The sequence below is a fragment of the Lysobacter sp. genome (assembly GCF_035655815.1).
Classification (GTDB): Bacteria; Pseudomonadota; Gammaproteobacteria; order Xanthomonadales; family Xanthomonadaceae; genus Lysobacter_J.
Genome location: NZ_DASRTS010000031.1, coordinates 82847 through 105037 on the forward strand (window position 1 = coordinate 82847; position 22191 = coordinate 105037).

16 protein-coding genes are annotated in these 22191 nt (G+C 65.3%); 8 read left to right on the forward strand and 8 right to left on the reverse strand.

Going from position 1 to position 22191, the window contains the following annotated elements:
- Positions 1-82: 82 nt before the first annotated feature.
- The 4 genes from VFE83_RS08570 to sucC all read right to left on the reverse strand — a co-directional run bounded on the left by VFE83_RS08570 (position 83) and on the right by sucC (position 5835).
- Positions 83-1714, reverse strand: a complete 1632-nt coding sequence (locus VFE83_RS08570) for an NAD+ synthase (RefSeq protein ID WP_324905064.1) — start codon at positions 1712-1714, stop codon at positions 83-85.
- Positions 1715-1720: 6 nt separating this feature from the next.
- A complete protein-coding gene (locus VFE83_RS08575) occupies positions 1721-3679 on the reverse strand; it encodes an acyltransferase family protein (protein WP_324905066.1) in 1959 nt (652 codons plus the stop codon).
- Between the two features lie 99 nt (positions 3680-3778).
- Complete coding sequence (gene sucD, locus VFE83_RS08580) at positions 3779-4654, reverse strand: succinate--CoA ligase subunit alpha (RefSeq protein ID WP_324905068.1); 876 nt, start codon at positions 4652-4654, stop codon at positions 3779-3781.
- 14 nt (positions 4655-4668) lie between these two features.
- Entirely contained in the window at positions 4669-5835 is a 1167-nt protein-coding gene (gene sucC, locus VFE83_RS08585) for an ADP-forming succinate--CoA ligase subunit beta (RefSeq protein ID WP_324905070.1), read from the reverse strand.
- A gap of 214 nt (positions 5836-6049) precedes the next feature.
- Here sucC and VFE83_RS08590 point away from each other — a divergent pair, with 214 nt between their 5' ends.
- Both VFE83_RS08590 and VFE83_RS08595 read left to right on the forward strand, forming a co-directional pair.
- Positions 6050-7672, forward strand: a complete 1623-nt coding sequence (locus tag VFE83_RS08590; RefSeq protein ID WP_324905072.1) for a sensor histidine kinase — start codon at positions 6050-6052, stop codon at positions 7670-7672.
- A 63-nt stretch (positions 7673-7735) separates the two neighbouring features.
- Positions 7736-9190 (forward strand): sigma-54 dependent transcriptional regulator, encoded by a 1455-nt coding sequence (locus VFE83_RS08595; RefSeq protein ID WP_324905074.1) that lies wholly within the window; start codon positions 7736-7738, stop codon positions 9188-9190.
- Positions 9191-9247: 57 nt separating this feature from the next.
- Here the strand turns inward: VFE83_RS08595 and VFE83_RS08600 are convergent, their stop codons facing one another.
- Complete coding sequence (locus tag VFE83_RS08600) at positions 9248-12262, reverse strand: spermine synthase (RefSeq protein ID WP_324905076.1); 3015 nt, start codon at positions 12260-12262, stop codon at positions 9248-9250.
- 484 nt (positions 12263-12746) lie between these two features.
- On the opposite strand from VFE83_RS08600, the gene VFE83_RS08605 reads away from it, so the two are divergent.
- The 3 genes from VFE83_RS08605 (at position 12747) to VFE83_RS08615 (ending at position 15662) form a co-directional block, all read left to right on the forward strand.
- Complete coding sequence (locus tag VFE83_RS08605) at positions 12747-13157, forward strand: pilin (RefSeq protein ID WP_324905078.1); 411 nt, start codon at positions 12747-12749, stop codon at positions 13155-13157.
- Positions 13158-13376: 219 nt separating this feature from the next.
- Positions 13377-13781: a pilin gene (locus tag VFE83_RS08610; protein ID WP_324905080.1), complete on the forward strand. Its 405-nt coding sequence runs from the start codon at positions 13377-13379 to the stop codon at positions 13779-13781.
- Between the two features lie 39 nt (positions 13782-13820).
- The gene (locus VFE83_RS08615) at positions 13821-15662 is read left to right on the forward strand and encodes a hypothetical protein (protein ID WP_324905082.1); all 1842 of its coding nucleotides are present in this window, start codon (positions 13821-13823) and stop codon (positions 15660-15662) included.
- 2 nt (positions 15663-15664) lie between these two features.
- Here VFE83_RS08615 and VFE83_RS08620 read toward each other — a convergent pair whose 3' ends face one another.
- Positions 15665-16771: a glycosyltransferase gene (locus tag VFE83_RS08620; protein WP_324905084.1), complete on the reverse strand. Its 1107-nt coding sequence runs from the start codon at positions 16769-16771 to the stop codon at positions 15665-15667.
- A gap of 113 nt (positions 16772-16884) precedes the next feature.
- Here VFE83_RS08620 and VFE83_RS08625 point away from each other — a divergent pair, with 113 nt between their 5' ends.
- The 3 genes from VFE83_RS08625 to VFE83_RS08635 are packed head-to-tail and all read left to right on the forward strand — an operon-like array spanning position 16885 to position 19675.
- Complete coding sequence (locus VFE83_RS08625; protein WP_324905086.1) at positions 16885-17667, forward strand: class I SAM-dependent methyltransferase; 783 nt, start codon at positions 16885-16887, stop codon at positions 17665-17667.
- On the forward strand, positions 17664-18551 hold the full coding sequence (locus tag VFE83_RS08630) for an FkbM family methyltransferase (protein ID WP_324905088.1): 888 nt from the start codon (positions 17664-17666) through the stop codon (positions 18549-18551). The genes VFE83_RS08625 and VFE83_RS08630 overlap by 4 nt, the downstream gene beginning before the upstream one ends.
- Complete coding sequence (locus VFE83_RS08635; RefSeq protein WP_324905090.1) at positions 18548-19675, forward strand: glycosyltransferase; 1128 nt, start codon at positions 18548-18550, stop codon at positions 19673-19675. The genes VFE83_RS08630 and VFE83_RS08635 overlap by 4 nt, the downstream gene beginning before the upstream one ends.
- Here the strand turns inward: VFE83_RS08635 and VFE83_RS08640 are convergent.
- On the reverse strand, positions 19653-20999 hold the full coding sequence (locus tag VFE83_RS08640) for a lipopolysaccharide biosynthesis protein (protein WP_324905092.1): 1347 nt from the start codon (positions 20997-20999) through the stop codon (positions 19653-19655). The genes VFE83_RS08635 and VFE83_RS08640 overlap by 23 nt on opposite strands.
- Entirely contained in the window at positions 20953-22167 is a 1215-nt protein-coding gene (locus VFE83_RS08645; protein WP_324905094.1) for a glycosyltransferase, read from the reverse strand. The genes VFE83_RS08640 and VFE83_RS08645 overlap by 47 nt, the downstream gene beginning before the upstream one ends.
- Positions 22168-22191: the final 24 nt, after the last annotated feature.

Below are 22191 nucleotides of genomic sequence, written 5' to 3' on the forward strand. Positions count from 1 at the left end.
GCAGAGAGAAAAACGCCGCCCTCGGGCGGCGTTTTTTTTTGGCTCGTTTTCGTCGGCTCCGGTTCGCAGCGACTGCCTTCGCTCAGCCCTTGTATCCGTTGCTGATCGGATAGCGCCGCTCGCGTCCGAATGCACGGCGCGACACCTTCGGCCCCGGTGCGGCCTGGTGGCGCTTCCACTCGCTGATGCGTACCAGGCGCAACACCTTGTCGACGGTCGCCGGATCGAAGCCTGCCGCGACGATCTCGTCACGGGACTGTTCCTGGTCCACATGACGCAACAGGATCGCATCCAGTACGTCGTACGGCGGCAGCGAGTCCTGGTCCTTCTGGTTTTCGCGCAGTTCGGCCGACGGCGGACGATCGATCACCGCCTGCGGAATCACGCGGTCGCCAACCGTGTTGCGCCAGCGTGCCAGCGCGAAGACCTCGGTCTTGTACAAATCCTTCAGTGGCGCATAGCCACCGCACATGTCGCCGTAGATGGTGGCGTAGCCGACGGCGTATTCGCTCTTGTTGCCGGTGGTCAGCAGCAGGCCACCGAACTTGTTGCTCATTGCCATCAGCAATGCGCCGCGCGTACGCGACTGCAGGTTTTCCTCGGTGGTGTCGACCGGCAGATCGCCGAAGTGCTCGGCCAGCGCATCCAGATAACCCTGGAACGGTTTTTCGATCGGCACCGTCAGCAGGCGCACGCCCTGCATGCGGCACTGCTCCGCGGCCAGATCGTTCGACAGGTCCGCGGTGTAGCGCGACGGCATGCGCACCGCGGTGACGTTGTCCGCGCCCAGCGCATCCACCGCTATGGCCAGCACCAGCGACGAATCGATGCCGCCGGACAGACCCAGCCAGGCCTTCGTGAAGCCGTTCTTGCGGCAGTAGTCCTGGGTGCCGCGGACCACTGCCCGCCACGCCAGCGCGTCGCGGCTTTCGTCGCCGTCCTCCACCCATTGCACCGGCGAGAAACAACGCGTGTCCGGATCGAAATCGACCACCAGCCACTGCTCGGCGAACGCGACCGCGGCCGGGTGCACGGTACCGTCGCCATCGGCGACGACCGAGCCCCCATCGAACACCACCGCATCCTGTCCGCCGACACAGTTGACATAGACCAGGCCGACCCCGGTTTCCTGCACGCGCCGCGCCATCAGCTCATCGCGGTCTGCGTGCTTGTCGCGTTCGAACGGAGAGGCATTGGGCACCACCACGATTTCCGCGCCCTTGGCCACCGTGCTCGCCAACGGCTCCGGGAACCACAGGTCCTCGCAGACCAGCAGCCCGATCTGAACGCCGTCGACATCGAACACGCAGTCGTCGCGGTCCGGGTCGACGTCGAAGTACCGGCGCTCGTCGAACACCGCATAGTTCGGCAGTTCGCGCTTGCGGTACGTGTGCGAGATATGGCCGTCGCGCAACACGCTGGCCGCGTTGTACACCACGCTGCCCGCCGCCTGCGGCCAGCCCACCACCGCCACGATGTCGCGCACGCCTGTGGCGACACGCTCGATGGCGGCCTCGCAATCGGCCAGGAACCCCGGCCGCAGCAACAGGTCCTCCGGCGGGTATCCGCTGAGCGCCAGTTCCGGAAAGACCACCACATCCGCCCCGTACTCGTCGCGCGCCTGCGCGATCAGTGCCGCGATGCGCTCGGCGTTCTGGTGCACGGCACCGACGGGAAAGTCGAACTGGGCGAGGGCGATGCGCAAGTGGGTCATGGCAGGTCAGTTCACGGTGCGACCGGAAGATGATGCCGCAGTTGAACCCTTTGGACCTTTCGAAGATGTGAGCATGGGACCAACTCGACGCATGACAGCATCCGACAGCGACTGCACGTAGCTGGCATTGAGATGCTGCGCGTCCCGGTAGGCGAGTTGTCCGTTCACGGAGGCCGAACAGGCACCTTGTGGACAGACCAAATCGTTCAAATCGACAAAGTGCGCGCGTTCCACGCCAGTAGTTGCGGACTTGAGCGCGCTTATCACGTCCGTATGCTCAACTTCCTTCAGGGGCGCCGCGCAATCCGGAGCATCAAGGAATCCATCCCGCCTCTCGCGGCCCCGTGTAGCGATACAGTTCGGCGCGCTGAACGGCAGGATCGGAGTGGGCGCCAGCACGAGCAATTCCATCTCAGGGGACGCAAGCGACCCGAGCACTGCGGCGGTACCATCACGCCATTGGGTCGCGACAATCGGATATGCCCCCGATGAACCGATGACCAGCACCTTGGGACGAATCTTCCCGATCACTTCGATGGCGCGCGCTCTCCACTGTTCGCACTCTACATAGCGGCGCTTGATCCGCTCGTATACGAAGGGCACGTTCGCGATCAGGCAGGCCGACTTCGTCATCACAACGAGATCGAGACCACGATTCCTGGCGAGCGGTTCCAGTGCGGGTAGCCATTGGGCCCCCACGCTGTCCGCCAACACCACCATCGTGCCGTTCACCCCGCCATCCGTGCCGATACGGCATGGCACGACGTCGGACGAGTGATACCACTGATCACATCCTGGAGTCGAATAGATGTCAGGCACCGTGATCCGCGCCTTGATTCTGGATTCGAACGATTCCTGTTTTGCCAGATCCTGTTCGGCAAGGTGCGAGACCCCGATCGACCACTGCAGTCCAGCAGTGACAGCGAGCGCGCCGAGCACGCCCGCAACGACCGCTAAGCGAGGAGTGATGGAACGCCTGCGTCGCAACGGCTGCTCAACCAGAATGCAACTACCCCACGCCACGAGGAGGGAAACCAGCACCAAGGCAAGGCGTTGAGGCCGGGTGGGCTCACCAAACGCCATCGCAGGCAGGATGGCCAGGAACGGCCAATGCCAGAGGTACCAGCTGTAGGACACCTTCCCCAAAAAGCGAAGTGGCGGTGTGGCAAGCCATCGGTTCCCACCTCCGCCTACTACGAGCAGCACTGCGCCTAGCGTTGGAAGCAGCGCGATCATGCCCGGATACGGCGAGCTTTCGTCGATGAGGAGTAATGACACGACGACCAGAGCAGTTCCGATCATTCCCGCGCCTCGGGAAATGTTGGCGCGGCTAGTTGTCGCCACGTACGCCGCCGCACCTGCGGCGAGCTGCCACAGCCGCGTTGGCATCAGGTAGTAAGCGGCCATCGCGTCCCAGCGACTCACCGCAACGCAAAGCAGATAGCCGCACGCGCTCAGTCCTGCGTAAAACGGCCACGAACGGAAGCCCTTCTTCCAGGCAATTGCCATGACCGCTGGCCAGAGCAGGTAGAACTGCTCCTCGACGCCCAGTGACCAGGTGTGCAGGAACAGGTTGGAAGTCGCGTCGTGGTCGAAATATCCGTAATCCGCTACGGCAAAGTAGATGTTCGACACCCACAGCGCGGCCCAACGGGCCGCGGAGAGCTGATCCGAAAAAACGGACGGCGGTAACAACAGTGCGGCCATCGGCACGACCACAGCGAGCATCAGCAGCAATGCCGGCACCAAGCGACGGACGCGCCGTTCGAAGAATGCCCAGTAGTCGATCTGATCCCGGGTGCGCAGCTCACTGAGAAGCTGTCCGGTAATTAGGTAGCCGGAAATGACGAAGAACACGTCAACCCCGATGAAACCACCCTGGAGCCCCGGCACGCCGGCGTGCGCGAGGACCACCAGCAGGATTGCGACCCCTCGCAAACCTTCAATGTCCGCTCGAAACTGCATCCCCTGCCCCCGCCCCTGAATCTGGAACTTCCTGGCCCCAAACAAGGAAGGGGCCGTAAACGGCCCCTTCCTCTGAAACTATGTTGCCTTCATGCTCGGTTACTTCGCCAGCCGCTTCGCAATCGCCGCGCCCAGGTCGCCCGGCGACTTCACCGTGGTGACGCCAGCCTTTTCCATCGCGGCGAACTTGCCCTCGGCCGTGCCGGAGCCACCCGAGGCGATCGCGCCGGCGTGGCCCATGCGCTTGCCCTTCGGGGCGGAGGCGCCGGCAATGAAGCCAACCACCGGCTTGGTCACGTGCTTGGCGATGAATTCCGCCGCTTCCTCTTCGGCGCTGCCACCGATCTCGCCGACCATGATGATGCCTTCGGTCTGCGGATCGTTCTGGAACAGCTTGAGTGCGTCGATGAAGCTGGTGCCGTTGATCGGGTCGCCGCCGATGCCGATGCAGGTCGACTGGCCCAGGCCCACGTCGGTGGTCTGCTTCACGGCTTCATAGGTCAGCGTGCCGGAGCGCGACACGATGCCGATCTTGCCCGGCATGTGGATGTGGCCCGGCATGATGCCGATCTTGCACTCGCCCGGCGTGATCACGCCCGGGCAGTTGGGGCCGACCAGCACGGTGTCCGGATAACCCTTCAGCACGTTCTTGGCGCGCAGCATGTCCAGCACCGGGATGCCTTCGGTGATGCACACGATCACCTTGATGCCCGCGGCGGCCGCTTCCATGATCGCGTCGGCCGCGAACGGCGGCGGGACGTAGATGACGGAGGCGTCGGCGCCGGTGGCCTGCACGGCTTCGGCGACGGTGTTGAAGACCGGCAGGCCAAGGTGCTCGGTGCCGCCCTTGCCCGGCGTGACGCCGCCGACGACCTGGGTGCCGTACTCGAGCATCTGCTGGGCGTGGAAGGTGCCCTGCGAGCCGGTGAAGCCCTGGACGATCACCTTCGTGTTCTTGTTGATCAATACGCTCATGGTGTCGTCAGTCCTTACTTGCCGGCGACGGCCGCAACCGCCTTCTTCGCGCCGTCGTTGATGTCGTCGGCCGGGGTGATCGCCAGGCCGGAGTTCTTCAGCATCTCCTTGCCGGCTTCGACGTTGGTGCCTTCCAGTCGAACGATGACCGGGACCTTGACGTCCACTTCCTTGACCGCGGCGATGATGCCCTCGGCGATCATGTCGCAGCGGACGATGCCGCCGAAGATGTTGACGAAGATCGCCTTGACCTTGTCGGACGACAGGATGAGCTTGAAGGCCTCGGTCACGCGCTCCTTGGTGGCGCCGCCGCCCACGTCGAGGAAGTTCGCCGGCTCGCCGCCGTTGAGCTTGATGACGTCCATGGTGGCCATCGCCAGGCCGGCGCCGTTGACCATGCAGCCGATGTTGCCGTCCATCGTGACGTAGTTGAGGTCGTGCTGGCTGGCCTTGACCTCGGTCTCGTCTTCCTGGCGGATGTCGCGCATCGCGGCCAGTTCCGGGTGACGGAAGGTCGCGTTGTCGTCGGAGTTGATCTTGCCGTCCAGCACGGCGAGGTTGCCGTCGGTGAGGATGGCCAGCGGGTTCAGCTCGACCAGCGCCAGGTCCTTCTCGTTGAACAGCTTGAACAGGCCCAGCATGATCTTGCTCAGCTGGTTGACCTGCTTGGCGTTGAGGCCCAGCGCGAAGCCCAGATCGCGGCACTCGTAGGGCTGCAGGCCCTGCACGTAGTTCACGTGCAGCGTCTTGATGGCTTCCGGCTTCTCGTGCGCGACCTGCTCGATGTCCATGCCACCCTCGGCGGAGGCGATGAACGTGATCGACTTGCTGTCGCGGTCGACCAGCACGGACAGGTAAAGCTCCTTGGCGATGTCGGTGGCCTGGGTGACCAGCACCGAATCGACCGGCAGTTCGACGCCGGCGGTCTGGTAGGTCGCCATCTTCGTGCCGAGCATGCCCTTGGCGTACTCGCGGACCTCGTCGTAGGTCTTGGCGAGCTTGACGCCACCGGCCTTGCCGCGGCCGCCGGCGTGGATCTGCGCCTTGACCACCCAGAAATCGCCGCCGATCGCCTTTGCCGCGTCGACCGCTTCTTCCGGCGTGCGCGCTACGCGCCCGGCCGGAACTGCGATGCCGTAGTCGGCAAACAGCTGCTTTGCCTGATATTCGTGAAAATTCATGCGTCACCGAGGGGAGTGAAAAGAACCCCGCGGCCTGGCACCGGTGCGGGCTGGCCCGACCGGCCGAGCGCGAGGGGGCCGTATTGTCGCCCATCCATGCGGCCCGGGCAAAATCGCCGTGGCCTATCGTTTTGCCGAAACGATCCCGGGGCGACGCTGGCGAGCGACTCCCGCCGCCGGCCATACTCCGCCGGTCATTCCATGGGGTCGCCGCTTGTCGAAAGTCCTCGCCCGCCAACAGACCGACGACGCCGACCGTGCCCTGCGCCGCGAGCTGTACTTCTTCACCCTCTACCGCCTGCTCGAGGCGGCCCTGCTGGTGTTCTTCCTATTCGGGCCGGTCACCGGGCTGATCGAGCCGCTGCGCCATGCCCTGCTGGCCCGCTCCATCGCGCTGTCGTACCTCTTCATCGCAGCGCTGCTGTTCGTGTTCGGCCGTCGCGGCGAACTGCGCAGCCAGACGCTCACCGGCATCGCGGCCGACCTGTTCTTCGGCTTCCTGGCCATGCACACCATGCCCGCGGCGGGCACGGGCATCGCCCTGATGCTGCTGTTCAACGTCGGCGCGGCCGCGCTGCTGCTGCCGCCGCGCTACGGCCTGGGAGCCGCCGCGGTGGCGGTGGCGGCCCTGTTCGGCGAGTACGTATGGAGCACGCTCGACGCCGACGGCGACCCGCGCACGCTGGCCGAGCCGATGATGTTCTCGATCGGCTACGTCGCTATCGCGACCCTGACCAGCATTCTTGGCCGGCAGATGCGCGAAAGCTACGACCTGGCCGAACGCCGCGGCGCCGAGGCCGCCCACCTGGGCGAGATCAACGAACTGATCATCCGCCGGCTGCGCACCGGCGTGCTGCTGGTGGATCGCGGCGACCGCATCCGCTTGGCCAACGAGGCCGCGATGCTGCTGCTCGGCGATGCGGGCGAAAGCGTCGACCTGCAGGGTCACCGCAGCCTGGCCGTGGCCGCGCCGGAACTCGCCCGGCGCCTGGAGCGCTGGCGCCAGGACGGGACCCACAACGATAGCCCGCTGCAGCTTGCGCCCGACCTGCCCGAAGTGGTCCCGCGTTTCACCCGCCTGCTGGCCGGCAGCGAGCAGGTATTGATCTTCCTGGACGACACCTCGCTGCTGTCGCGCCATGCCGAATCGATGACGCTGGCGACGCTGGGCCGCTTCTCCGCCAGCCTCGCCCACGAGATCCGCAACCCGCTGGCCGCGATCAACTACGCCGTGCAGTTGCTGGAAGAATCCGACGACGTGCCGACCGCCGAGCGGCGCCTGCTGGAGATCATCCGGCAGCAGGGACAGCGCATGAACGGCATCGTCGAGAACGTGCTGGGCATGGCCCGCCGCGAGCCCGCCAAGCCGGAGCACGTGGAGCTGATCGGCTTCTCGCACCAGTTCGTCGAGGAGTACCTGGCCAGCCACCCACTCGATCTGGACACCTTGCGCGCCACCGGCAACGTCACGCGCCTGCCGGTGCTGATCGACCCGCGCCAGTTGCATCAGGTGCTCACGGTGCTGGTCCATAACGCGCTGACCTATGGCCGCATGCCGGGCGAGCCGGCTCGCGTGACCGTGCACGTGCACCCCGATGACGCGGGCCTGCCGTGCATCGACGTGCTAGATCGCGGGCCGGGCATTCCGGAGTCGGTGTCTTCGCGCCTGTTCCGCCCGTTCTTCACCACTTCCAGCCATGGCACCGGGCTCGGCCTGTACATCGCACGGGAGTTGTGCCGCGCGAACCAGGCCACGCTCGATTACGTCCCCATGCCAGGCGGAGGAGGATGCTTCCGTATCCGGTTGATCGGCAGCCACACGCTGCTGACGGCCTGAACTGCGCCATCCGTGCTTGGCGCTTCAGGCAACCTTAAGTTATCGTGAAGGCCGGAGGACGGGATGGCCGAAACACGCAGTGCATTGGTGGTCGACGACGAACGCGACATTCGCGAACTGCTCGTCATGACCCTCGGCCGCATGGGCCTTCGTTGCGATACCGCCTCCACGGTGGGTGAGGCGCGCAGCCAGCTGTCGCGCAACCGTTACGACCTGTGCCTGACCGACATGCGCCTGCCCGACGGCTCGGGCATGGACCTGGTCGCCGAGATCAGCCAGAAGCATCCCGAAACGCCGGTCGCCATGATCACCGCCTTTGGCAATGTCGAAGCGGCGGTGGATGCGCTGAAGGCCGGCGCGTTCGACTTCGTCGCCAAGCCGGTCGACCTGGCCGTGCTGCGCGATCTGGTCCGCCACGCCTTGGACCTGGGCGAGAGCCGCAAGGCCGGCAACGCACCGCCCGCCGATGCTGTCGCTGCCCGCCTGTACGGCCAGTCGCCCGCCATGGCCCAACTGCGTCAGACCATCGGCAAGGTCGCCCGCAGCCAGGCACCGGTCTACATCGTCGGCGAGTCCGGCACCGGCAAGGAACTGGTCGCCCGCACCATCCACGCCGAAGGCGCCCGCTCCGCTGGCCCGTTCGTGCCGGTGAACTGCGGCGCGATCCCGGCCGAACTGATGGAAAGCGAGTTCTTCGGCCACAAGAAGGGCAGCTTCACCGGCGCCCACGCCGACAAGCCTGGCCTGTTCCAGAGTGCCGACGGCGGCACGCTGTTCCTGGACGAGATCGCCGAGCTGCCGCTGCCGATGCAGGTGAAACTGCTGCGCGCGATCCAGGAGAAATCCGTCCGGCCGGTCGGCGCAAACAGCGAAGTGCCGGTGGACGTGCGCATCCTGTCGGCCACGCACAAGGACCTGGGCGCTCTGGTCGCCGACGGCAAGTTCCGCCAGGACTTGTACTACCGCATCAACGTCATCGAACTGCGCGTCCCGCCGCTGCGCGAACGCCAGGACGACCTGCCGGGCCTGGCCGCGAAGGTGCTGCAGCGACTGGCCCCCGCACAGGGCCGCGCCGTCCCGCTTCTGAGCAGCGACGCGCTGGAAGCCCTGCGCGCGTACCGCTTCCCGGGCAACGTGCGCGAGCTGGAGAACATCCTCGAACGCGCCCTCGCCCTGGCCGAGGGTGACACCTTGGCAGCCGACGACCTGCGCCTGCCCAAGGCTGCCGTGAGTTCGCAATCCGCCCCGCAGGCCCAAGGCTCTCCGGGCTCTGCGGCGCCAACTGGTGCACCGCCCGTCGTCATCCCCGGCCAACCGACCGTCGCCATCGACCCGCGCACCCTCAACCCCCGCGATACCGCCAGCAGCCCCCTGCCCTCGTACATCGAGGAAATCGAACGCGCCGCGATCCAGCAGGCGCTGCAGGAAAACCGCTACAACAAGACGCGCACCGCCGCCGCACTGGGCATCACATTCCGCGCCCTGCGCTACAAGCTCAAGAAGCTCGGCATCGATTGATCCCATCCCCCTCCCGGCGGGAGGGGGATATCGTCAGGAAATGCTCGGCGCCGCGGCTCAACGGCTGCCGGCGGCGCTCGCGTTACGGCCGGGCTGGTCGGCCCAGGCCATCAGGTAACCCCGTACCAGGCCCAGGCGCGCGGACGGCGCGATGCCTTGTCCATACGCGCGGTCGATTGCCTGCACTTCCCCGTTCGCACCGGTGCCGATCGCACCCAGTTGCGCGATGACCAGCACCTGCTCGCGAGCCGCCGGGGCCAGCGCGGCCACGTCGTCACGTCGCAACAGGGCGATGGCCGACTGATGCATCGCTGCCGGATCGCGCGCCGCGGCTGCGGCATACACCTGCATCAGCTGCTGCACGAGTTCGGGTTGCTGGCTCGCATCGATCCATGCCGGGCGGGTCCACAGGCCTTCCTGTTCTTCCGCAGGCAGCAGGCCCAGCGTGCCCCCGGCGACGCTGGCCGCCAGCCCGGACCAGTATTCGACCTGATCCTGCGTGATGACGCGCGAGGAGGCTTCACGCAACGCCCCGGCAACGTTGGCATACGACGGCGCCGCCCGGGCGACCACGCTCGCATCGCCATTGACCAGGGCGTCACGGATCGCCCCTGCACCACGGGCCGCATCGGAGAAGCGCGAAGCCTCCCGGTCAGTTTCGTGGACCGGCAGGTAGGGCTTTCGGCCATCGAGCAGGTCGAGCACGGGCAGACCGTTGTCCACCAGCATCATCAGCGAATCGGCGAGTTCTTCCCTGAAGCGACTGCGCGGCGCATTCAACGCCACGGTGGGATAGAAATCCGAGTAAGGCTTCGAACCGGTGTAGCGGACATAGGTCTCGAGCACGCGCGGCCCACCGATCCTCCGGACGGCGAAATCGCCCGGACTTTCCAGGCCGACACGGCGCAGTTCCGATGCCAGCGGCTCCTCGCCCAGCACCGACCAGTCCGGCCTGGCCCTGTTCCCCTTGGATGCGACGAAGACGATGTCGTTGGTGTTGGTGACGTAAAGCTCGGTGTTCGGGAACTCGCTGAGCAGCGCCGCGACCATGGTGCCGAGGAGCTCGTCGTTGAGTTCGTACGTCTGCAGCCACTGCACCAGCACGCCGTCGTCATTGAGGTGCTGCTTGATGAAGCCGTAGAACTCCCGAGTGAAGAGGCTGGCGACGCCACTCACCCAAGGGTTGGAGGGCTCCGAGACGACCACGTCGTAGCGGCGGTTTCCGGTGGAGAAGTACGTGCGCGCATCCTCGAAACGGACCTGCGAACGCTTGTCCTCGTACGCACGTGCCACGCGATCGCCGAACAGCCTGGCGCCGTCGTACATGGCCTGTTCGATTTCGATGGTCTCGATCGACTCGGCCCTGGCGCTGCCCGCCAGCGTATGCGTCGTGAGCCCGGAACCCCAGCCGATCACGGCGATGCGGCGCGGCTGCGAATGGTGGATATACGGAAGCACGCCCGCCATCACCATGGTGATCTCGTCGAACGTGGGCCGCTTGCGCGGGTCCATCGACAGCGACGCGTCGGGCTTGCCGTTGGTCGAAATGAGCGTATGGCCGATGGGGTGCGCACTCACAGACACCGTGGCGGTCTTGCCGTCCCTCAGGTACGGCACGCGCATCTGGGTTGCCGTGACCACCCCGGTACGGAAGACGCCCGCCACCTGCTGCCTGGCATCCGGTCGGCCGATGTACATCGCGACCAGCAGCGCCGCGACCGTGGCCGCGCCACCGATCGCGTAACCCACGGTGCGTCGTGCCGGGCTGACCGCACGGATGAGGTACAGGCCCAGGACGGCATCGGCCAGCGCCGCCAGGATCACGCCCAGCCGCACACCGATGACGGGAATCAGCAGGTGCATCATCAGCACCACGCCGGCAATGGCGCCCAGCGTGTTGGCCGCGTAGACGCGACCGATAGCGCGCTCGCCTGCGCCCTTGTTCAACAGTGCGAGCGTGAACAGCGGCAAGGTCATGCCGGCAAAGAACGCGGCCGGGAACATCACCAGCAGCGCGACCAACGCGCCGCCGAGGTTGAACAGGACATAGCCGCCATCCGTGCGCGCCAGCGCCTGCATCATCCAGCCGACCCAGTGGAACGACTGCGAGAACGCGACCAGCGACAACAGTGCGGACACACCCATCAGGATCTGCGCGCCGCCCGCGTACGCGATGGCGTCGGTAATGCGCTTCGCACGGCGGCGGATCCACAGCCCGCCGAAGGCCAAGCCGAAGATGAACGCCGCAAGCATCAACTCGAACGAGTGGACCGTCGTACCGAGGGCCTGGTTGAGCAGGCGCACCCAGCCGATCTCGTAGATGAAGGACGTAGCGCCGGTGACGAACGCCGAAGCCAGCAGGATCTTCGACAGGCGCCGGATCTCGTCGTTGTCGGCGGCCGCGGGCACGGGGTTTTCGACGACGCGTTCGGGGCGCGCGGACAGCGCCTTCGACACGCCCCAGGCGATCAGCGCGACGAGGATGTTGAGTATGCCCGCCGTCAGGATCGTGCCCGGCATGCCGACCATCGGCAGCACCACGAAGGTAGTGAGCAATGCGCCGGCCGCAGCGCCAATGCTGTTGCTGAAGTACAGGCCGCCGAGCACCTCGCCGACACCTTCCTCCTGCACGCGCAGCAGGCCCGCGCTCAGCAACGGGAACGTGGCGCCCAGCAGGATGCATTGCGGCAGGATCAGCAGCGACGCGCTCACCCACTGATACAGGTGCGCCGTCGACGCGCTGGACAGCGCCGGCAATACGGTGTGCTGCGAGAAATCGGTGTACGCGACGAAGACCCCGTGGAAGACGAGCCCCATCACGCCGATGGCCAGTTCGATCACCGCGTACGCAAGGATGAGGTGGCGCAGCCGCTGGCTCCAGCGGCTTGCCAGCCACGCACCCGCCGCCATGCCGCCCATGAAGATGGCCAGCACCAGTGCCTGCGCGTAGGCGGCATGTCCGAGGACGAGACCGAGATAGTGGGACCAGATGGACTGATAGATCAGTCCGGCGACGCCCGACAGCACGAACAGCAACAACAGCACAAACGACAACTTCGATTGCCTGAACATCCGCATCCCCTGTAAGCCCCCACGCTATATGTCAGCTGGAGCCGATTGAGGCAACTGTTTTCCGCTGACGTTGTGACAGGCGCGCACCTGCTGCGGCGTCACGCGGCCCGGCCAGTGGTAAGAGACATCGTGGCGGTGACGAGCCGTAAACGGACCTGCATCACAACGATGGGCGTGTTGCGCCCATCCGGGACGGCTGCGCAACGGGATGCGTCACAATCCGCCCCAGCCCCCTGCTTACCGGCGAAGTGACCAAAAAGGTCACCTGTCGCGGCCACTGACAATCTGCGTCACACGGCGCTTGGCGAGTTCTGACATTTAGCGTGACCTCATGTCCAGTTCAGCACCGGCGTTGTGGGAAATACCCATTGGCACGGCTTATGCGTGTACCTTTGCGGCACGTGCAGGTGAGCACGGCTGCCCGAGGACCGGATACGCCCGGCCCACAGGCACGTGAAGTTCAACACTCCTAGGGGAAATCGCAATGAAGAAGCAGCAAGGCTTTACCCTGATCGAACTGATGATCGTCGTCGCGATCATCGCCATCCTGGCCGCCATCGCTCTGCCGGCTTACCAGGACTACGTCGCCCGCTCGCAGGTTACCGCCGGCCTGGCCGACATCCGTGGCGGCGTGACCGCGTTCGAAGAGATCGTCAACAAGGGTACGCCGACGGCGTACAACAACGCGGACATCGGCCTGCAGGACAAGACCACCCGCTGCAGCACCATCGCCACCACCGCTGGCGCGGCCGGCAAGATCGCCTGCACCCTGTCCGGCAACCCGAAGGTCTCTGGCAAGATCGTGACGCTGACCCGTTCGTCGACCTCCGGCGCCTGGGCCTGCACCGTGACCAGCACGCTGGACGCCAAGTACCGTCCGGCTGGCTGCAACTGATCCATCCGTTGTCGCTTCACTGGAAACCCCGGCATTCGCCGGGGTTTCTTGTTTTCCGGGGCGCATGGCCCGTCATCGACCGATGTACGTGCTGGCGACGTGAGAATGCGCTTGCCGTCCGTCCCGCCCACGGACCGGCCATCGGCCGCGAAGCGCGATTGCGGTTCGTTGGCACGCTACATGCTTGAACAGAAGCATCGAATGCGACGGGGGAACGTCATGCGTGCACAGAAGGGCTTTACCTTGATCGAACTGATGATCGTGGTTGCGATCATCGCGATTCTGGCGGCGATCGCCCTGCCGGCCTACCAGGACTACACGATCCGCAGCCAGCTCACAGCCGGCCTGTCCGAGATCACCGGCGGCAAGTCCACCTTCGAAGCGCAGGTGGTCGCCAACAGCATGACCACCTTCAACGTCGAGGATCTTGGCCTCCAGCAGAACACCTCGCGCTGCGAGGTAACGATGGATCCCGGCGCCAGCGGCTACATCCGCTGTACGCTCAAGGGCCATCCGCTGATCGCCGGCAAGGCCATCGAGATCGATCGCAGCACCACTGGCGTGTGGACCTGCCGCGTGTCCAGCCAGATCGCCGAAAGACACCGTCCTACCGGCTGCAGCTGATGCTGCACCGGTGGATGATTCACCGTACGGGTTGCTTGAATGCACGCTAGTCGCAAGCTGTTTCTGCTGTATGTCCTGGTCGCAGTGGTCACGGCGGTCGTATTTGCCCCAGGCCTGAGCGGCGGATTCCTGCTGGACGATTTCCCGAACATCGTCACGAACTCGCGCGTGCAAGCCGAATCGTTGACGTGGGAGTCGCTGGTACGTGCGGCATCGGCGTACCAGCCAGGCGTGTACGGCCGTCCACTGGCGACGATGACCTTCGCCGTCGATTACGCGATCGGCGGGAAGAATCCCTGGGCCTTCAAGCTCACCAGCCTGGCCGTGCATATCGTCAATGCGCTGCTGGTGTTCTGGCTGGTGCGCCGCCTCTTCGCGCTCAAGGCCGACGGCATGACGCGAAGCGCCACAGCGGCGTTCGTCGTCGCCACGCTGTGGGCGATCCATCCGCTCCAGGTTTCCTCGGCGCTCTACATCGTCCAGCGCATGGAGACGCTGTCGCTCACGTTCGTACTGCTGGGGCTGGTGGCCTATCTCAAGGGACGGCTGCTGCAGAACCAGGCAAAGCGTGGATGGCCATGGCTTGCGGCTTCGGCGCTGCTCGCAGGCGTGGGAATGCTAAGCAAGGAGAGCGCGGTCCTCTTCCCGCTCTATACGGTTGCACTCGAGTTGACCATACTGGGGTTCCAGGCGTCGCGACCGGCTACCGCGCGCGCACTCAAGTGGACGTACGGCATCGGCATCGCGGCAGCGATGCTCGTCTTTGTTGCGGTCGTCCTTCCGCCGTACCTGGCACCGACGGCATTCGACGGTCGCGAGTTCACCCTGTACGAACGCCTCATCACGCAGTGCCGGGTACTCGTGCTGTACCTCTCGCAGATTCTGCTTCCGCTGCCGTCCACGCTGGTCTTCTATTACGACAACTACCCCAAGTCGACGGGCTGGCTCAGCCCGGCCAGTACGCTGTTGAGCGCGCTCTTGCTCGCTGCCCTGCTGACAACGGCATGGCGGCTGCGGAAGAAGGCACCCTACCTGTCGCTCGGCATCTTGTGGTTCTTCGCCGGCCACGCGCTAACGAGCAACGTCTTCAACCTCGAGCTGGTGTTCGAACATCGCAACTACTTCGCGTTGCTGGGCGTGTTGCTGGCACTGGCCGAACTGGCACGGCTCATTCCCACGCGGGATGGCCCCGCGCTGAAGCGCGCGGCAATCTCCGCGATCGTGGTGGGATTCGGCTTCCTGGGATTGCTGCGCGCGGCGACCTGGGGAAATCCCCTGAACTTGGCGATGGACCTGGTGGCGCGCAATCCGACGTCGACCCGGGCCAGCAGCGATCTGGCCACGCTTTACGTCGCGATGTCCGGCAGCGATCCGGGCTCCCCGTTCTACAAACTGGGACGCAACGAGTTCGAACGCGGCTCGCGCCTGCCCAACGCCTCGCCATTGCCGGAGCAGGGACTCATCCTCATGGCCGCGACGACCGGCCAGCCAGTCGAGCCGGAGTGGTGGGATCGCATGCTGCACAAGGTTAGGACCCGACCGGTCGGCACGCAGGAAATCATGGCCGTCGCCGGTCTGATGCAGCAACGTTACCGCGGCATCGAACTGGATGATCGCCGGCTGTCCGATGTCTATGGCGCGCTGCTGGACCGTGCGCCGATGCCTGCGCCCATGTATGCCCAGTACGGCGACTTCGCGCTCCGGCATCTCGGGGACGATGCACTTGCAGATCGCATGTTCGTGGCCGCCATCGAGCGCGACCCCAAGGATGCGCAGTACGCACAGAAGGTCCTCGGGGCCCTCGTGATGGACGGACACACGCGGCAGGCGGAGGCAGTGCATGCGCGTGCGCTGGCACTGGGCCTGCTTCCGGAACGTTGACGCTAGTTCGCGCGAGCTTCGGCGGCTGAACGCAGCACATCCGATAGACGAAGCGCCAGTTCGTCCCACGACACGGGGCGTAGCGTGGATGCACCCGCCGCGGCTTCCAGCCGCGCGCGCAGCTTGACCGCAAGGCCTTCATGGTCGCCGGGGGCGTACAGACTGTCGTCCCGGTAGTCCAGGCGCTCGGCGACGCCTCCCGCACGCGCCGCCAACACCGGCGTGCCGCATGCAATCGCTTCTTCGAGTTTCATTGGATAGCAATAGCGGCCGAACTCGCTATCGCGATTGCAGATGACCGCTACGTCGAGCGCGGACAGGAGTTCGGGCACGGCATGCTGCGGCAGCAGGCCGAGATCGCGCATCCTGGGGTGCGGGAAGGACCGGGGCGTGCCATCGCGTGGCCCGGCGTATGCCAGCCACAGGCGATCGTCGTGTTGCGCAAGCTTCCCGAACGCGCGGAACATGTCGTCGATGCCGCGGTGGCGCGTGATAGATCCGGCGGTGCCGATGATGCGTGCCTGCTCGGGCAGACCCAGCTTTCGCCGCATGGCGCGCCGGTCCCGTGGATGGAAGATGCTCCGGTCGACGCCGTTCCCCAGCATGGCCAACGCGCCCCGCGGCCGGTATTGCGCGCGCACCTTGTCGTGCAGCGCATCCGTGACGACCGTGACTGCGGCAGCCTCCGCGCACGCCCGGCGCAGCCCGGCGCGCAGGCCGGGCAGCCGTGTCATGCCGAAGCTCTCGTAGTTGTCGTAGAGGTCGACGACATATGGAATCGCGTAACGTCGTGCCAACGCGCGCCCGACCATGGCGTGCATCGCATCCGAGCTTGCCCAGATGACATCGGGCTTCCAGCCCGCGACCGCCTTGTCCACCTCGGCTGCGTAATGCAGCGCCCCCAGCGGAAGTGCGTTGATCGATCGCCATTCCACGCCGGCCGGACTGCGGTGTTCGACCTGTGGCCTGCGGCGATAACTCAGCGCAATCCCACGCACCTGCTGGCCCGCGGCTTGAAGGCGTTCGGGCAGCTCGAAAAGACGTCCGTACCGGTCGTCGATCAGGTCCTTGCCTGTATATTGGCGCTTGCAGACAACCAGAATGCGCATCGAAGGGGCAACCGGGCCAGGGGGCTGGTTGCAAGAGTACGAAACGCCGCGACGCGGCGAAACGCATTCGCGATACGCGTCACGTCCACCGTCCATACGACCACGCCAATCCCATGTCCCACAGCAGTTTCCTGGCTACCGTGCGCGCGTGGGAACTGACCAGGGCGCGCGAGCACATGCCGCCGGCCGCGTCACCGGCGGGCGCACGCAAGTTGCTGGAACTTGGCGCCGGCACGGGCCAGCAGGCCCTCCTGCTGCGCGACATGGGATACGACGTCACGGCGATCGACCTTCCTTCCAGCCATTACTTCCGCGAACGTGTTTTCCCGGTGACGGACTACGACGGGCACCACATCCCCTGCCCGTCCCGGAGCTTCGACATCGTCTTCAGCTCCAACGTCCTGGAGCATGTCAGGAACATCGACCAGATACTGGGCGAGACGCGTCGCGTCATGGCCGACGACGGCATCGCCATCCATCTGCTGCCCACGCCATCGTGCCGTTTGTGGAGCATTCCGGCCCACTATCTGTGGTTGATCCGGCGCGCATGGGCGGCCGCCCGACCGAAGGGACGCAGGCATTTGCCCGACGCCGCCCCCTCCACCCAGCCCCGGATGCCCGCAACCGCCCGGGAATGGGCGGGCACGCTCTTTCCCCTCCGGCATGGCGAGCGCGGCGTCACGCTGACCGAGCCCTACTTCTATTCGGGACGCTGGTGGAAACGCACTTTCGAACGCAATGGGTTTCGCATCGAGGAACTACACGGAAACGGCCTGTTCTATACGATGGCCAATTCCGCAACGCATTCGCTTTCGATAGAGACCCGGATGCGGCTGTCCCGGCTCTTTGGCAGCGCATGCAACGTCTTTGTCCTACGCAAAACCGGATCGACATGAGCCCCGAACACATCCTCGCGTTACGCAAAGCGGCCAGGCGGGCAAGCCTTGGCGGCCGCTTCCTGCTTCCTCTTCGCGTGTTGCGGCGCATGTTCAACGGCTCCCCGGGGACGATCCGGATCGACGATTTCGATGGTGACCTTTCACTGACGCTGCGCATTTCGGAACACATGCAGGGCCGCATCTTCTGGATGGGCTACTACAACCGCGAAGTGGTCGCCACGCTCAACCAGTTGCTCAAGCCTGGAATGACCTTCCTCGATATCGGCGCGAACATCGGCGAGCTGTCGATCGTCGCAGCAAGACGCGTCGGCCCGCACGGCAAGGTGATTGCCTTTGAACCCCTGCCGCAGCACGCGGACCGGCTCCAGATGCACCTTCAGGCCAATGCGATCGGATGGGCAAGCGTCGAGCGTCTGGCGTTGGCCGACCGTGCCGGAGAGCTGACCATGTACGTTCCCTCCGCCAGTGCCGGGGCGCCCGGCGAGAATTTCGGCCTAGGCACGCTGTACGGCAGCGGAAGTGACGCGCCGATCGGCACTGTGCCGGTCACCTCGCTCGACGAGTACCTGGATCAGCACCCGATCTCCCGCATCGATTTCATCAAGATCGACGTCGAGGGCGCGGAACTTCCTTGCCTGGTCGGGGCACGCAGGATGATTGCCCGCCATCTGCCGCATTTGATCGTCGAGGTGCAGGTTGCCTCCGCGCGTGCCGCGGGATACGAACAGAGCGCGATCCTCGACGAACTGCGCGCGCACGGGTACACCTTCCGCCGGATCACGCTGGCCGGTGCCGGGGATCCGATCGACGAGGGCACGCTGGGCGAGTACCAGAATGTCCTGTGCGTTCCGCCCTCGCAGGCCCCCGCTTACAACCGATGAACGTCGCGATCGTGATTAGCCGCTTGTCCAATGGCGGCCTCGAACGCGTCCAATCCCACCTTGCGCACGCTTTTGCGCAGCGAGGGATCCATACGGCGGTCGCCGCAGGCGTGATCGTCCATCGTCACGCCGGCGACTTTCCGCCCGAAGTACCCGTGGTGGAGATCGCCAGCGCTGGACGGCTAGCATTCGCTCCGGGGTTGCTCAACTTCCTCCGGCGCACGCGACCGGACTGCGTCTTCACGACGTCCAACGATGTCGCATGCATGGCCGTGGCGATGAAGCGCCTTTTCTTCCCGCAGCTGCGCGTGGTTGTCACACAGCATCTGTCGCTGTCGGGCCCGCTCGGGCACTCCAGTGGCTGGCAGCAGACGAAGTTGCGCATCGTGCGGGCCATCATGCGTCTGCTGCTTCGCCACGCGGATGCCTTCGTGGCTGTCACGAACCAGGTCGCCAATGATCTGGCCGATGAGATCGGCCTTGATCGACGGCGGATCCATGTCATTCATAACCCGATCATCGGGAGCGACTTTGCTTCCCGCCTGGACGAACGGCCACCCGTCTATCTTTGGGGAGCCGGCGAAACACCTACCATCGTCTACGCGGGCCGGCTGGCACCGGAGAAGCGTCTTGACCTCCTCCTCGATGCTTTCTCTGAGTTGCTGACGCGAAGGCAGGCACGGCTGCTGATCGTTGGAGATGGTCCGGAGCGCACGGCTCTCGAACAGCGCATTTGCCTGGCTCCGCTAAGCGGTCGCTGCATGATTAGCGGATTCGTGGACAACGTTTTCCCGCTCATTGCAGCAAGCGACGTGCTCGTGTTGCCCTCCGATTACGAAGGGTTCGGTAACGTACTGGTGGAGGCGATGGCCTGCGGCGTGCAGGTCGTGGCTACCGATTGTCCGCATGGTCCCCGGGAAATCCTCGAGGACGGTCACTATGGCCAGCTGGTGCCCACGGGCGACGCGGCGGCATTGCTGGAGGCCATCGAGCGGGTCCTGACCGGAGAAGCCCGCATCGAGCCGGAATTGTTGCGCACACGCGCCAGGCAGTTTGGGGTCGATCGCGCCGCGGACGAGTATGTGTCGCTGATGCGAGACGTCATCGCAGCCCCCGCTGGTTGACTGCCATGCGCTTCACCGCGCGCCGGATGGTCGGCACGGCCAGGCACCAGGTCAGCGTTGCAAGGAATGCCTCGGCGCAGACGATCATGGCCACGGCTCCCGCGACACCGTGCGACGGCACCCACCAGACCGCCGTGAGCGCCATCAGCACCAATGCGCCGGCGTCGATGGCAACGCGCGTCATGCGGCGGTCGTACGTCACCAGCACGTGTCCGCCGAGTTGCCGCAATCCGTAGAACGGGATCATCAACGCGATGCCATGCACGGCGTCGGCAGCGGCACGGTAGTCCGAACCGAGCAGCCACGGCAAGAACGGTGCGATCACGAACACCAGCAACGCGGCGACAAGGCCGAATGCGAGGATGGCGGCCACGGAGTGGCGCATCAGCCCGTTGTCGCTGCCACCCAGACCACCGCGCCGGAACATGCGCGGCGTCATCGCCATCACCAGTGAATCCATGGGCAACGCAACTAGCGACGCGAGGCGATGCGCGGCCGCATACAAGCCCGACACCTCCGGACCGGCGAGCCTCAGCACGAGCGCCTTGTCGAGGGAGGTCATCGCGATCCCGGTGAACCACACGGCGCTGAACGGCAGGCTTTCGCGAAGGTCGCGCCATGACGGAATTGCGGCAAGGCTGCTGTCAGGTTTCAGCAGCAGCCGCACTGCCATCAGGCTCACCGTCGCCGCGATCATCGACGATCCAAGGTGGAACCACAGGTACCCACCGACGCCCCCGCCTGCACCCGATGCCATGAAAACCAGCAGGGCCAGCAGCCTGACCGCTCCGGCAAGTGCGGGCAACGCCGCGGACCACCCCAATCGCTCGTGGGCGGCCAGTGCATACGCTGACGCCGAGACGAATGGATAGGCCAGCACTTCGGACAACGCGATCAGCCAGATCGATGCCGCCGGCACTTCAGGGAACATCGCGAACGCGACGAACGCCAGACACACGCCCAGGACGGCGCCACTGGCCAGGTAGGACACCATGGTTTTGGGCCAGTATCCATTGAAGCATTCCGGCCTCAGCGCGACCTCTCGATACGTGAGGTATCCCATGCCCAACCCAGAGAAGCCCGCCAGCGCGGTCGCCAGACCGGCCACGCCCGCGAACACGCCATAGCCTTCGACCCCAAGGCTGCGCGCCGCGAGCACCACCCAGGCGGCCAATGCCGCCATTCGGCACAGTTGCCACGCCAGCACGAGCACGGTGTCGCGCGCCACGCGACCGCGTGGCACCTTGCGCAATACGGAGATCAGGCGCGTCCGCAGATCAGGCACCGCGGCGCCCTCTGGCTTCCGCCAGCCGGAACAGGCCATCGGCGTAATCGCGCGCCACGGAGTCCCAGTCGAACGCTTCGCTCAGGCTCGAGGGCGCCCCGGGCGTGCACGGCTTGCGCAGGCGTTTAAGCACGGCATCGGCAATGGCATCGGGCTCGGCGCGAATGACGTCTACCATCGACGGGGCGGCCGTCTGGACATCGGCAACTGCGCCCACGTCTCCGAGGATGACCGGGCAACCGCAGGCGAGTGCCTCGATGGAAACCAGACCCAATCCTTCCTGGTCGCCATCGCCGGCACGGACGAACGGCGCCACCAACACGGCTGCACGGGAGTAGTAGGCCGGCAAACTCGACTGCGTCACTGCGCCAACGAACGTGACCCGATCCTGCAGGCCCAAGCGGCTCACCTGCTCGTGGCACCTCGAGAGTTCGGGCCCGAAGCCAACGATCGTCAATCGCGCCTCCGGTTCGGAGCGCGCTATGGCGGGCATCGCGTCTATCAGATGCCGCAATCCCTTCTTTTCGACCAGCCGCCCAACAAACAGTATCTCGCTTCGCGAGCGTGGCGTGTCGGGATCTGCCTTGAACCGTCCAGCAAGGTCCACGCCCATCGACCGAACCGTTGTTCGACTTTGTGGCGCGCCCAGCGCCAGGACCACAGGCAGCATGGAATGGCTGACCACGGTGATCCACGCTGCACGACGGACGACCCATTGCTTCAGCAAAGTGGGTACAGCGCCCCGTAACGTAAAAAGGTCCGCACCATGGGAAGTCACGGCGAAGGGACCTGCGCGGGGCGACCACAGGCTCAACGCGGCTATCAACCCCTGCGGAAGTAGCCAATGTGCGTGAACCACATCAGCTTGGAAGCGTCGAATCGCATTGACCGTGGCGATGATCGATGCGAGTAGGAATCCCGGAACCAGCAGCCACTTCCATGGACTACGCTTGAGGTTTCCACCGATGCCACCGTCACTCACTAAGGTTTCGAGGCTTGTAGGTGCATAGCGGAATCGCACCACCTCGACGCCGTCCATAATCTCGCAGGTGGCAGCCCCTTTCGCATGAGGTGCAATCACTCTCACATCGAAACGGTCAACAAGACGCCGGCACAGTTCGTGCACGAAACGGGGTTCAGCATCTCCGCTCCAGCGCGGATAAGTCGAGGCAAGCACCAGCAGCCGCGGCTTTACCACGCAGTTCATTCCGACTTCCCGCCGCCGCTCACC